The sequence below is a fragment of the Promicromonospora sp. NPDC023987 genome (assembly GCF_040639055.1).
In the GTDB taxonomy this organism is placed as follows: Bacteria; Actinomycetota; Actinomycetes; order Actinomycetales; family Cellulomonadaceae; genus Promicromonospora.
This window is the reverse complement of sequence record NZ_JBEZZF010000009.1, coordinates 19,284-31,535: the sequence shown is the minus strand read 5'-3', so window position 1 is coordinate 31,535 and position 12,252 is coordinate 19,284. Positions and strand designations below refer to the sequence as shown.

Genomic DNA, 12,252 nt, shown 5'->3' with positions numbered 1-12,252 from the left:
GCTCGCTACTCCGCCGACTTCACCGCGTGTCCGCCGAACTGCTGACGCAGCGCGGCCACCGCCTTCATGGCGGGCGACTGCTCCTGGCGGGAGGCGAACCGGGCGAACAGCGCGGCAGAGATGACGGGGAGCGGAACTGCCATGTCGATACCCTCGTCGACGGTCCACCGGCCTTCGCCGGAGTCGTCGACCCAGTCGTCCAGGAGCGCGAGCTTCGGGTCGTCCTCGAGCGCCTTGACCATGAGGTCCAGGAGCCAGGAGCGGACGACGGTGCCGCGGCTCCACGCCCTCATGGTGCCGTGCACGTCGGTGATGACGTCCGACTTCGCGGCCAGGAGCTCGTAGCCCTCGGCGTAGGCCTGCATGAGGCCGTACTCGATGCCGTTGTGGACCATCTTGGCGTAGTGGCCCGCGCCGACGCCACCGGCGTGCACGAAGCCCTGCTCACGAGGGCCCTCGGGGCGGAGGGCGTCGAACACCGGCATCACGGCCTCGACGTCAGCGTCTGCGCCGCCTGCCATCAGGCCGTATCCGTTGTCCAGGCCCCAGACACCGCCGCTCACGCCGACGTCGAGGTAGCCGATGCCCTTCTCCGCCAGCTCCGCGGCGCGCTCCTGGTCCTCGACGTAGTGCGAGTTGCCACCCTCGATGACGATGTCGCCCTCGGACAGGATGTCGGCGAGCTGGTCGAGCACACCACGTGTCGGCTCGCCCGCGGGAACCATGACCCAGACGACCCGCTTGTCCTGCGGGAGCGCAGCCGCCAGGTCCGCGAGCGTCGGGACGTCCGACACCTCGGGCCGCGGATCGAACCCGGTGACCTCGATGCCGCCGTTGCGCAGGCGGGACCGCATGTTGTTGCCCATCTTCCCCAGGCCGACGAGTCCGATGTGGGTGACCATGTGCGTACTTCCTCCGGGGTCGATCGACGGGTTCGCTCGTGGCGGCCGTCCTTGGCGCAGGCTGGCTGTCCAGACTGACGGTTGTCGGGCTGCGGATGCCGGGGGCCCGTCCGCTGGAGGGACCCCGGACCGTCAGCCGGTGAAACGGATCGGGACCAGCAGGTACCGGTAGGCGGAGTCGTCCTCGCCGTCCAGGCTGCCCTGACCGGTGAACTCGACCGGTTTGTTGGGGTGCGTGAACGACAGGCGAACGAAGTCGGTGCCCAGCGCGCCCAGCCCGTCGAGCAGGAACTGCGGGTTGAACGCGACAGCGATGTCCTCGCCCACCAGCACTGCCTCCAACGCCTCGGAGGCCTGTGCGTCGTCGCCGTGCCCGGCATCGAGCACGACCTGGCCCTCGCTGAACGACAGGCGGATCGGAGTGTTGCGCTCCGCGACCAGGCTCACTCGTTTCGCGGCCTCGATGAGGGGTGCGGTGGCGACCACCGCGTGGATCGGCGTGGAGTCCGGGAACAGGCGGCGGACGGCGGGGTAGTCGCCCTCGACGAGCTGGGAGGTGGTCTGTCGGCCGCCCGCCTCGAAACCCACAAGGTCGAGACCCTGGCCTGTGGACAACCCGAGGTTCACGAGGCCACCCGACCCGAGCGACTTGGCGACGTCGTTCAGCGTGCGTGCACGGATGAGCGCCACGGCGGAGAAGCCCGGCGTCGCCGGCGTCCAGGTGAGCTCACGGAGCGCAAGACGGTAGCGGTCCGTGGACAGAAGGGTGATGCGCTCGCCCTCGATCTCCACCCGGACACCGGTCAGCAGCGGCAGCGTGTCGTCTCGGCTGGCGGCGACGGTCACCTGTGCGACCGCGTGCGTGAACGCGTCGCCGGAGACCGTACCGCTGACCTCGGGCAGCCCGGGCAGCGCGGGGTACTCGTCCACAGGCATGGTGAGGAGGGTGAACCGGCTGGCGCCACAGGTGACGATCACCTTGTTGCCCTCTAGCGCCACGTCTACGGGCTTGTTGGGCAACGCGCGCGAGATCTCGGCCAGCAGACGGCCGGAGACCAGCACGGTGCCCGGCTCCGCAACCTCTGCGGGGATCTCGGAACGTGCAGACGTCTCGTAGTCGAAGCTGGCGAGATTGATCACGCCCTGTGCGTCGGCTTCGATCCGGACACCGGCAAGCACTGGAGCCGGTGGGCGCGTGGGGAGCGTGCGAGCGGTCCATGTCACGGCATCGGCGAGGACGTCGCGCTCGACCCTGAACTTCATGCCGTTGCATCTCCTCTTGTTCCTGGACTGTCGAGGGAAACCCTACGCGAGTTGGCGACCAGGTGGCACTCGATAGACGGCGCTTGTGGATGGACTTCTCGAGGCCTGTAGTACTAGTGTTCGAAGTGGTGCGCCGAGCGCCCGGACTGCCTGATGAAGGCGCGTGGACCCCCTCTTAGATATAGATGTCGTAGTAGTAGTCGGTGTTGTGGAAACTGGGGATATCCGGTCTTTGCGCAGGTCAGCAGCTATTTTCCCTTGTGGAGGGATTGTGGGCGCAGCTGTGCATGAACTAGGGGTCCCTGTGGAGGGCCGATTTTTACACACAGGCTGTCCACCGATTTGGGGGTCGTCGCCCACAGAAAATCGTGGTTCATCCACAGCCGTCCACAGCCTTGTCCCCAGGGGCAAAGGGGCAGGTCAGCGCGGCGAGCCTGGTTCTACACAGATCCTGTCCACAGCGCTGGGGACAGGCGGAGCAGAACGGCCTGAACCTGCGGATCTGCATGTGGATAGACCTGTGGAGGTGCGTATACGCAACACCCCCGTGCACGGGTGGGGCTGTGCACAGGGGTGTGGAGGAGTGTGGAAACGAGCGGTTTGCGTGATTTCGGCGCGGTGGGGAACTCGTCCTGAGGTCAGCCGCGCTGCTGCTGCTTGATCCGGCTCGTGAGTTCCGTGACCTGGTTGTAGGTCGAGCGGCGCTCCGCCATCTGGCCCGCGATCTTCTTGTTCGCGTGCATGACAGTGGTGTGGTCACGCCCGCCGAACTGCTGGCCGATCTTCGGCAGCGACAGGTCCGTCAGCTCGCGGCACAGATACATGGCGATCTGCCGGGCGGTCACCAGCACCCGGGAGCGTGAGGAGCCGCACAGGTCGTCGATGGTCAGGCCGAAGTACGCGGCGGTCTGTGCGATGACGACGGCCGGCGTGATCTCGGTGGTGTCGTCGTCATCGGTGATGAGGTCCTTGAGGACTATCTCCGCGAGAGCCAGGTCCACCTGCTGGCGGTTCAGGTTCGCGAACGCGGTGACCCGGATCAGGGCACCCTCGAGCTCCCTGATGTTCGTCGAGATGCGGGAGCCGATGTAGGAGAGGACATCGGCGGGAACGTCGAGGTGCTCGCTCGCAGCCTTCTTCCGCATGATCGCGATGCGCGTCTCGAGGTCGGGCGGCTGGACATCGGTGATGAGGCCCCACTCGAAGCGGGAGCGCAGCCTGTCCTCGAAGCCGTTGAGCTGCTTCGGCGGGACGTCGGACGTGATCACTACCTGCTTGTTGGCGTTGTGGAGCGCGTTGAACGTGTGGAAGAACTCCTCCATCGTCTGTTCCTTGCCCTGCAGGAACTGGATGTCGTCGATGAGGAGCACGTCGACGTCGCGGTAGCGGCGCTGGAACGCGCCGGCCTTGCCCTCGCCGATGCTGTTGATGAAGTCGTTGGTGAACTCTTCGGAGTTCACGTACCGCACCCGGATGTGTGGGTAGAGGTTGTGGACATAGTGCCCGATGGCGTGGAGCAGGTGAGTCTTGCCCAGCCCCGAGTCGCCGTAGATGAAGAGCGGGTTGTACGCCTTGGCGGGGGCCTCGGCCACTGCGACGGCGGCCGCGTGCGCGAAGCGGTTGGACGAGCCGATGACGAACGTCTCGAAGATGTACTTCGGGTTCAGCCGGGTGGGCTCGGCCGACGGCTTCGGGGCCGGCTGGGGCGCGATCGGCATCTGCGCTTGCTCGGGCTCCGGCGGTTCGTGCTCGAGGGAGAGAGTGGCCGGACCCGAGATCTGCGAGGGACCGGCAAGTGTCCGGCTGCTCAGCTCGGGATCCACGGTGATGCCGAACCGGACATCCCGGCCGAGCACCGATGACATGGCGGAGACGAGGTCATCGCGAACCGCCGTCTCCAGGTAGGTGCGGGTCTGCTCATGAGGGACGGCGATGAACACCATGTCGTCCAGCACTGCCATGGGCTTGGCGAGGCGGATGAAGGCGAGCTGCCGGGGGCTCATATCGGGCCGGGCCTCGAGCGCCGTCAGGGTCTGTGCCCAGACGTCGCCGATGTTCTCGTCCGGGTTGGCCACTGGCTTTCCTTCGTCTTGTGCGCTGGGTGATGCAACTGCTTGGGGGTGCCTTGGAGTCTGCCATGATGGGGCACCGTCCACACAGTTGTCCACAGGTTGTGGATGGCGCGGATCACCGCTGAACAAGTGGTACACGGGCCGGTCGACCGGGCCCGTGCGGGGCTCCGAGATCCGCCCGGTGTGGCGCGTCCGACACGCATGATCCCGCCCTTCCGGTTTGACCGGGAGGGCGCGCACGGCGTAACGTCATACAGCCGTTCCAGGTACTTCTGCGCGCCCACATACGGATTCGAGCCGCGTCTTCGACGTCGGCCACGACCAGTGGACCAGGCCCCGGGTCGGCTCGGCAGATCGCTGTACTGATCGGCCAACATTCACTGCATCGTCGAGGACAGACGGTGTGCCTACCCCGACGTTCTTGGAGTACCTCGTGAGCAAGCGGACCTTCCAGCCGAACACCCGCCGTCGTGCGAAGACCCACGGCTTCCGGCTGCGCATGCGCACCCGCGCCGGCCGCGCCATCCTGGCAGACCGCCGGCGCAAGGGTCGCGCCGAGCTCTCAGCCTGAGCCATGCTGCCCGCGGCGCACCGACTGCGCCGTTCCGTCGATTTTGAGCGGACGGTGCGCCGCGGCACGCGTGCAGGTCGATCGACCGTGGTAGTTCACCTCCTGGTACCGGACGAAAGTGTCCCGGACTCAGGATCGGGAACTCCACAGGTCGGTTTTGTCGTTTCCAAGGCTGTGGGCAACTCCGTGCAGCGCAATCTCGTGAAGCGTCGGCTACGCGCCGCCGCGTCCGAGCGGCTCTCGGCGTTGCCGAGTGCTGCCCGGGCTGTTGTGCGTGCGCTTCCGCCTTCCTCGTCAGCCACGTTCGCGGATCTTGAACGGGACCTCGACTCGTGCCTGCGCCGTGCCGTCGCACGGGCGACCGGAGACGGGAAGAGATGACCACCGTCCCCGCACCCGAGGGTGAGGCCCCGCCGCGTGAGCCCTCGCTGATCGGCCGGCTTCCGGTAACCCTCCTCGTGGGGATGGTCCGCTTCTACCAGGCGTTCATCAGCCCGATGAGCCCCCCCAGCTGTAAGTACTACCCGTCCTGCTCGCAGTACGCCCTGATCGCGTTCCGGCGTCATGGTGCTCTGCGCGGGCTGGGGCTCGCGCTGTGGCGCTTGCTGCGGTGCAACCCGTGGAGTCTCGGCGGTGTCGACGATGTGCCGCCCGCGCGCGGCGCACACACCCACACCGAGGGCTGACCGGCTCCGGCTCGTGGTGCCGTACGCGACACCCGCACCTCCCCGCAGACTTTGCGTCACCAACTCTGGAGCTTCTTGACCGATGGACTTCTTCGCATTTCTCTGGCCGATCGAATGGGTCGTCGCCTGGATCATCTACGGTTCGCACTGGCTCTTCACGACACTCGGGATGGCAGCCGGCCCGGGTACCGCCTGGGTGCTGTCGATCGTCGCCCTGGTGATCGTGATCCGGATCGTGCTCATCCCGCTCTTCTTCAAGCAGATCAAGGCTTCGCGCGGGATGCAGATGATCCAGCCCGAGCTGCAGGCCGTGCAGAAGAAGTACAAGGGCAAGACCGACCCCGCGTCCCGCGAGAACATGACGCGCGAGACCATGGAGCTCTACCGGAAGCACGGGACGAACCCGTTCGCCTCCTGTATGCCGATCCTGCTGCAGTCGCCGATCTTCTTCGCGCTGTTCCGCGTGCTGAACGGCCTGGAGCCCATCTCGACCGGTGACGGGGAGCCGATCGGCCCGATCACGCAGTCGGTCGCCGGCGACATCGAGTCGTCCACCCTCTTCGGCGCTCAGCTGAGCGACGTCTTCCTGCAGACCGACTCGTGGGTCTCCCGCGCTGTCGTCATCTTGCTGATCGTCGCGATGAGCGTCACGACCTTCACCACGCAGCGCCAGCTGACGATGAAGAACATGCCGCCGTCGGCCCTCGAGGGCCCGATGGCGCAGACGCAGAAGATCATGCTGTACATGCTGCCGCTGGTCTTCGCGATCTCCGGCGTGAACTTCCCGGTCGGTGTGCTGATCTACTGGACCGTCACCAACCTCTGGTCCATGGGCCAGCAGTACTACACGATCAAGCGTATGCCGACCCCTGGCTCCATCGCCGAGAAGCAGATGAAGGAGCGGCAGGCTGCGAAGGCAGCCAAGCGCGCCGCGAAGACGGGCGAGGTCATCGAGGACGAGACGCCCGTGGTCGAGCAGCCGAAGACCGGTCAGCGCGTGCAGCCCAAGCGCAAGGATCGGCAGAAGGGTGCCGTCCGCCCGGAGCCCACGCGTCCCGCCATCGCGCAGTCGGCGCCCCAGGACGCGCCCGACACGACGTCCGGCAAGCAGGCCGCGTCCAAGCCCAAGCCGTCCGGCACGACGTCGGGGAAGCAGCCCGGTTCGAAGCCGAAGCCGTCCGGCACGACGCCAGGGGCGACCCCGACGTCGTCGGGCAAGCGCAAGCAGAAGAAGTAGGAGGAAGACGCGATGAACGCGAGCACAGGTACGGCCGCGCCCGATCCCGTGGCCCCGGTCGTGGATCCGGAAGACCGGACCAAGCGCCTCGAGGAAGAGGGCGAGATCGCGGCTGACTATCTCGAGGAGTTCCTCGACATCGCCGACCTTGACGGCGACATCGACCTGGACATCAAGCACGACCGTGCCGCGGTCGAGGTGGTCGCGGACGACCCCAAGTCGCTCGCCCACCTCATCGGTGGTGACGGCGGGGTGCTCGACGCCATGCAGGAGCTCACCCGCCTTGCGGTCCAGACGCGCACGGGTGAGCGCAGCCGGCTGATGCTCGACATCGGTGGGTACCGCGCCGCACGCAGGGTCGAGCTCACGCGTATCGCCGAGGTCGCGGTCGAGCAGGTGCGCAGCTCTGGCGAAGAGGTCGAGCTCGACCCACTGAACGCCTTCGAGCGCAAGGTCGTGCACGACGCCGTCGCCGCCGCGGGCCTGGTCAGCGACTCGCGCGGTGTCGAGCCCGAGCGATACGTGGTGGTCCAGCCGGCGACGGACACTCCAGCGGTCACCGACTGACTCATCGGTCTCGGCCGACGGCCGGTGTGCGTCCCGCGGGCGTGCACCGGCCGTCGGTGTGTTTGGCTACTTTTCGACAGCGAGTGGAGGACGGGACGTGGAAGGTTCGGACGTGGCGGCGCAGGGGGACTCTGGCGCGAGCGCTGAGGTACAGGACGGCGAGACGCTGGGTGCGAGCGAGCCCGTCAAGGCGTATTTCGGCGACGCCTACGACGGCGTAGCGCACTACGCGGAGATGCTCCGTCGCCAGGGGGAGCTGCGTGGGCTGATCGGGCCCCGCGAGCTGCCCCGCATCTGGGAGCGTCACATCCTCAACTCCGCCGCGGTCGTGCCATACCTTCCGACGTCCGGCACTGTGGCGGACATCGGATCGGGCGCCGGGCTGCCCGGTGTGGTGATCGCAGCGATGCGCCCGGAGCTGGAAGTGATCCTCGTCGAGCCGATGGAGCGCCGGACGACCTGGCTCACGGAGGTCGTCACCGAGCTGGGGTTGACGAACGTCCAGGTGAAGCGCGGCCGCGCGGAGGAGTTCCATGGAGCCTTCGAGGTTGATGCTGTGACAGCTCGAGCCGTGGCGGCGCTCTCGAAGCTTGTCCGGTTGAGCATGCCGCTCGTCCGGGTGGGCGGCGAGATGGTGATCCTCAAGGGGCGAAGCGTCGCCGAGGAGTTCGCGCCGGCACGCAAGGTCTTCCACAAGTACGGCTCAGGCACCCCGGATGTTCTGGAAGGCGTCACTGTCGAGGGAGTGGAAGCCACGACGATCGTGCGGGTGCGACGCGGGAAGTAGTCGTCGCGGGGGACGATGTTTCACGTGGAACGGGAGCGGTCGCCTGCGGGCGGCCGCTCCCGTTCTTGGCTGCAAAGAACGAAACTGTCTGAGCGCATCGGTCTGGGCAGAGGGGAGTCGGTTCGTCGACGTCGGATGGAAATGGTTGGTCGACAAGGGTCGACCAGGACCTGGACCGGTCAGGTTCTGTGGGCGTGGTCGTTTCACGTGAAACAAGGCGAGCGGACCGGGCCCTGAGGTGGCACTTCCTGGCGCTGGGCCGGTCGGTGCGGGTTGGCGTGCCAAAGGGGGCGAGCGCGGTTTCACGTGAAACGCGCTCCATCGGAGACCGCGCCCTGCTTGCGGGAGGATTCGGTCAATAGCGGCGACAGCACGCTCTGACGGAGCCAAGCGGGAGGCCCTGGGCTCAAATGGCGTCAGGAAGAGGATCTGATCACTCTGGACCCGGCGTTTCGACACGCTTGAGCAGGCTTGCGACCTTAGCGTTACACGCGTGTGCTTCTTCAGACGAAAGTCCAAGCGAGTAGCGGCAGCGAAGTCTGCGGCGCCGGCTGCTGCTGCCGCGGCGCCCGACTCGTCCGCTGTGGAATCGGACTCCACGGTGAGGGAGTCCGCGATGGAGGTAGCCCGGTCGGCCGGGGCTACCTCGGACCAGGCGTCAGTGTCAGAGAAGGTGTCGGCAGTCGCCGTGCTCGCGGAACAGTCCGAGCCGGATGTCGCGGACGGGCCGGGGGAGGCGACGTCGGGTGGCACCGACGCAGGTCCGCAGGAGTCGCCGGCCGACGCCCAACCACCGTTCGGTCGCGCCGAGCCGGGTGACGAGCCGGGTGACATGCCGGGTGACATGCCGGGCGATATGGCGGGTCCCGAGGCGGGTGGCGAGCAGGAGCCGGTAGGGCCAGTTGTCGACACCACGTTCGGCGAGCATTCCGACGGTCCGGTCGACGGGCCCGATCCTGAGCTCGCGGCGGAGTCCGGTCAGGGTGCGCCTGGCCGGTCTGACCTCGTCGACACGAGCCTTCTTGTGGCGCGCGCTTCCGTGCCAGCGACTTCTGCCCCGGGCGCCTCCGAGACTGGCCTGCCGGGCGGTAGCGCGCCGAACGTACCGAAGTCGATCGCGACCGACCCGGTGCCGGCCGAGGAAGCGGATCAGGCTCCGTCGTCCGAGGACATGGCTCTGCCGCAGCCCGTGATGGTGAACGAGGGACCGCGTGACCAGGTGTGGGGCCAGGACCGGCCCGGGGTTGAGGGAGAAGACGTGGCTGCGCTGAGCCAGCTGATCGAGTCGGTGACGATGGATACTTCCGGAAAGGTCCAGCAGAGCTCCGACGTCACAGTGGCCGCCGCCACCGCCGAGGGGGCAACCACAGCGGACTCGCTGGAGTCACAGGAGCCACCGGACTCGCCGGACTCGCCGGAAGGCTCCAACGAGGCGACTGGCACGACGTTCGAGGACGACGATCCTGATCGGATGGAGGAGCTGCCGTCCGATCGGCCGGTCCCGGCCGACGCAATCCGGCGTGCGAGCGAGGCACTGGACGCGGCGGTCAACGCGGCTCCCGCAGTCATCGGGTCGGGTTCGCGGGTGATGGAGGACGAGTCAGTCGTCCTTGTCGACGCGGAACTCACACATTTCGGCGGAGAAACTGGGCCGGAGTCCGAGCCAGAAGTCACGGCCAGCGATTACAGTGTCCGCGTGACGGATCCGATTCCTGTGCAGAGCCTCTCCGCTCCCGGTGTTTCACGTGAAACGTCTGGGTCCGCGCAGACGCCCAATGGCACGCAGCAGCCCACGGGCGGCCCGCACGGTGGCGATGACGAGCGTCGGTCAGCCCTCATCGCAACCGTCCCGGCCGTTGACGACACGACTCCTGTCGCCGCCGAGCTTGCGATGGACGCTCGCCGGCGCATCGAGCTTCAAGGGCGCCGGTTCCCGCGCCCGCCGAAGACGCGCATCATCACGGTCGCGAACCAGAAGGGCGGCGTCGGCAAGACCACGACGACGGTGAACGTCGCTGCGGGGTTGGCGCAGTCCGGCCTGAACGTGCTGGTGATCGACAACGACCCGCAGGGAAATGCTTCGACGGCGCTCGGGATCGAGCACCGTGCGGGCACGCCGTCGGTCTATGAGGTGCTCGTGGAGGGGGAGTCTCTGGCCAGCACGGTCCAGCAGTGCCCCGACGTCCCGAACCTCTGGGGGGTGCCGGCGACCATCGACCTGTCCGGGTCCGAGATTGAGCTCGTCTCGCTCGTTTCACGTGAAACGAGACTCCGAAAGGCGATCGACAAGTACCTCGACGACCGCGTCGCTGCCGGCGAGGAGCGCATCGACTACGTCCTCATCGACTGCCCGCCGAGCCTCGGACTGCTGACGGTCAACGCGTTCGTGGCGGGCCGTGAAGTCTTCATCCCGATCCAGTGCGAGTACTACGCACTCGAGGGGCTGAGCCAGCTGCTGAAGACGATCGACCTGATCCGGTCCCACCTCAATCCGGAACTGCGTGTCTCGTCGATCTTGCTGACCATGTACGACGGCCGCACGAACCTCGCGCAGCAGGTGGCGGGGGAGGTCAGGTCTCACTTCCCGGCGGAGACGTTCAAGACGACCATCCCACGCTCGGTGCGTATCTCGGAGGCGCCGAGCTATGGCCAGACGGTGATGACCTACGACGCGACATCCACCGGCGCGCTGGCGTACCTTCAGGCATCCCGTGAACTGGCCGAGCGTGGTCAGGGCGGGTCGAGCCCCCGCCGCGCGATGCAGGCAGAGCCGGTCGGGGCGCAGGACTGATGGTCCGCAGTGACGGACGGGGCCGGTTGGGCACCGTGACGATGGAGACGAAGCCCGTCCGCGCTCGGCGCGTGACCGGCACCGACGAGGAGACACGATGAGTGCGAAGCGACGCGGGCTCGGGCGGGGCCTGGGCGCCCTGATCCCGACGGGTCCGGAGCTGGACGAGCAGGCCCCGGGCGCGGGACCGGGCGAGCCTGACGGCGCAGACAACGCACTCGGTGGATCGGTCGCGACGGTAGTCGAGGAGCGCCCGTCGCCGGCGCTCGACGTGACGGACGAGATTCCGGTGGCCACCGTCTCGGTCAGCACAGTCGCGATCGAGCCGGTCACGGAGAAGAAGACGGTCAAGAACTCCGGGCCTCGTCCCAGCACCGTGAAGTGGGACTCCGCTATCGCCAGCGGGCGCCTCTCGGTGGCCAACGAGGCGGCGGAGAGCGGTAGCGCCTCGGCACTTGACGACACCTTCTTCAGCCGCGAGGAGGGCGAGGCAGCCGACGTTTCACGTGAAACAGGAGAGCTCGTGCCCGTCCCGGGTGCCCGGTTCGCCGAGCTGCCCGTGACCGCGATCCGGCCGAACACCTGGCAGCCGCGGACCGTCTTCGACGAGGGCGACCTCGACGAGCTCGTCGAGTCGATCAAGGAGATCGGCGTGCTCCAGCCGATCGTCGTCCGCCCTGACAAGGAGCACCCCGGCGAGTACGAGCTCATCATGGGCGAGCGACGCTGGCGGGCGACGCAGGCTGCTGAGCTGGCGACCATACCGGCGATCGTCCGTGACACCGATGACGGCGACATGCTCCGCGACGCGCTGCTGGAGAACCTGCACCGCTCGGACCTGAACCCGCTCGAGGAAGCTGCGGCCTATCGCCAGCTCCTGGACGACTTCGGGTGCACGCACGAGGAGCTCGCGAATCGGATCGCCCGCAGTCGCCCGCAGATCTCGAACACCCTGCGGCTGCTACGTCTCCCCCCGCTGGTGCAGCGTCGCGTCGCCGCCGGAGTGCTCTCCGCCGGTCACGCTCGCGCACTGCTCGGTCTGAGTGACGGCGCGGAGATCGAGCGGCTCGCTCAGCGCATCGTGTCGGAAGGGCTCTCGGTCCGTGCGACCGAGGAGATCGTGATGCTGACGGAGTCCGACGGGGGCAACGGGAAGACCCGCAAGCCACCGCGCGCCGGTACCCGCAGCGAGGCGGTGGACGAGCTGGCAACCCGGCTCTCCGACCGGTTCGAGACCCGCGTCAAGGTGGCACTCGGAAAGACCAAGGGCCGGATGACCGTCGAGTTCGCCTCGGTCGAGGACCTCAACCGGATTCTCAACGTCATGGCTCCCGAGGAGCGCGGCCTGCTCAAGCCGCCGTCCGACGCCTGACGAG

12 protein-coding genes are annotated in these 12,252 nt (G+C 67.5%); 8 read left to right on the top strand and 4 right to left on the bottom strand.

The window, feature by feature from the left end:
- Positions 1–5 precede the first annotated feature (5 nt).
- From gnd to dnaA, 3 genes are all read right to left on the bottom strand, one after another.
- Positions 6–902 carry a phosphogluconate dehydrogenase (NAD(+)-dependent, decarboxylating) gene (gene gnd / locus AB0F40_RS06535; RefSeq protein ID WP_357465316.1) on the bottom strand — a complete coding sequence of 299 codons (897 nt, stop codon included), beginning with the start codon at positions 900–902 and terminating at the stop codon, positions 6–8.
- Positions 903–1,034: 132 nt separating this feature from the next.
- Positions 1,035–2,165 carry a DNA polymerase III subunit beta gene (dnaN, locus tag AB0F40_RS06530; RefSeq protein WP_357465315.1) on the bottom strand — a complete coding sequence of 377 codons (1,131 nt, stop codon included), beginning with the start codon at positions 2,163–2,165 and terminating at the stop codon, positions 1,035–1,037.
- A 638-nt stretch (positions 2,166–2,803) separates the two neighbouring features.
- Positions 2,804–4,240 carry a chromosomal replication initiator protein DnaA gene (dnaA, locus tag AB0F40_RS06525; protein ID WP_357465314.1) on the bottom strand — a complete coding sequence of 479 codons (1,437 nt, stop codon included), beginning with the start codon at positions 4,238–4,240 and terminating at the stop codon, positions 2,804–2,806.
- A 430-nt stretch (positions 4,241–4,670) separates the two neighbouring features.
- Between dnaA and rpmH the strand changes: the two genes are divergently transcribed.
- From rpmH to rsmG, 6 genes are all read left to right on the top strand, one after another.
- A complete protein-coding gene (gene rpmH, locus AB0F40_RS06520; RefSeq protein WP_108493057.1) occupies positions 4,671–4,808 on the top strand; it encodes a 50S ribosomal protein L34 in 138 nt (45 codons plus the stop codon).
- A gap of 3 nt (positions 4,809–4,811) precedes the next feature.
- Positions 4,812–5,189, top strand: coding sequence for a ribonuclease P protein component (gene rnpA, locus AB0F40_RS06515; protein ID WP_357465313.1), 378 nt, complete (start codon positions 4,812–4,814; stop codon positions 5,187–5,189).
- Positions 5,186–5,494 (top strand): membrane protein insertion efficiency factor YidD, encoded by a 309-nt coding sequence (yidD, locus tag AB0F40_RS06510; RefSeq protein ID WP_357465312.1) that lies wholly within the window; start codon positions 5,186–5,188, stop codon positions 5,492–5,494. Before rnpA ends, yidD begins: the two co-directional genes overlap by 4 nt.
- 82 nt (positions 5,495–5,576) lie before the next feature.
- Positions 5,577–6,731: a membrane protein insertase YidC gene (yidC, locus tag AB0F40_RS06505; protein ID WP_357465311.1), complete on the top strand. Its 1,155-nt coding sequence runs from the start codon at positions 5,577–5,579 to the stop codon at positions 6,729–6,731.
- A gap of 12 nt (positions 6,732–6,743) precedes the next feature.
- Positions 6,744–7,298 carry a R3H domain-containing nucleic acid-binding protein gene (locus AB0F40_RS06500; protein WP_357465310.1) on the top strand — a complete coding sequence of 185 codons (555 nt, stop codon included), beginning with the start codon at positions 6,744–6,746 and terminating at the stop codon, positions 7,296–7,298.
- A gap of 166 nt (positions 7,299–7,464) precedes the next feature.
- Entirely contained in the window at positions 7,465–8,085 is a 621-nt protein-coding gene (gene rsmG / locus AB0F40_RS06495) for a 16S rRNA (guanine(527)-N(7))-methyltransferase RsmG (protein WP_357465392.1), read from the top strand.
- 664 nt (positions 8,086–8,749) lie between these two features.
- Here rsmG and AB0F40_RS06490 read toward each other — a convergent pair.
- Positions 8,750–9,013, bottom strand: a complete 264-nt coding sequence (locus AB0F40_RS06490; protein WP_357465309.1) for a hypothetical protein — start codon at positions 9,011–9,013, stop codon at positions 8,750–8,752.
- A gap of 660 nt (positions 9,014–9,673) precedes the next feature.
- Between AB0F40_RS06490 and AB0F40_RS06485 the strand changes: the two genes are divergently transcribed.
- Both AB0F40_RS06485 and AB0F40_RS06480 read left to right on the top strand, forming a co-directional pair.
- Positions 9,674–10,876, top strand: coding sequence for an AAA family ATPase (locus AB0F40_RS06485; RefSeq protein WP_357465391.1), 1,203 nt, complete (start codon positions 9,674–9,676; stop codon positions 10,874–10,876).
- A gap of 97 nt (positions 10,877–10,973) precedes the next feature.
- Positions 10,974–12,248: a ParB/RepB/Spo0J family partition protein gene (locus AB0F40_RS06480; protein WP_357465308.1), complete on the top strand. Its 1,275-nt coding sequence runs from the start codon at positions 10,974–10,976 to the stop codon at positions 12,246–12,248.
- Positions 12,249–12,252: the final 4 nt, after the last annotated feature.

Bases quoted from the DNA above. Each gene is read 5' to 3' on its own strand.
- gnd (WP_357465316.1), bottom strand. From the start codon at position 902: ATGGTCACCCACATCGGACTCGTCGGCCTGGGGAAGATGGGCAACAAC.
- dnaN (WP_357465315.1), bottom strand. From the start codon at position 2,165: ATGAAGTTCAGGGTCGAGCGCGACGTCCTCGCCGATGCCGTGACATGG.
- rnpA (WP_357465313.1), top strand. From the start codon at position 4,812: ATGCTGCCCGCGGCGCACCGACTGCGCCGTTCCGTCGATTTTGAGCGG.
- yidD (WP_357465312.1), top strand. From the start codon at position 5,186: ATGACCACCGTCCCCGCACCCGAGGGTGAGGCCCCGCCGCGTGAGCCC.
- yidC (WP_357465311.1), top strand. From the start codon at position 5,577: ATGGACTTCTTCGCATTTCTCTGGCCGATCGAATGGGTCGTCGCCTGG.
- AB0F40_RS06500 (WP_357465310.1), top strand. From the start codon at position 6,744: ATGAACGCGAGCACAGGTACGGCCGCGCCCGATCCCGTGGCCCCGGTC.
- AB0F40_RS06490 (WP_357465309.1), bottom strand. From the start codon at position 9,013: ATGCTCGCCGAACGTGGTGTCGACAACTGGCCCTACCGGCTCCTGCTC.
- AB0F40_RS06485 (WP_357465391.1), top strand. From the start codon at position 9,674: ATGGAGGACGAGTCAGTCGTCCTTGTCGACGCGGAACTCACACATTTC.
- AB0F40_RS06480 (WP_357465308.1), top strand. From the start codon at position 10,974: ATGAGTGCGAAGCGACGCGGGCTCGGGCGGGGCCTGGGCGCCCTGATC.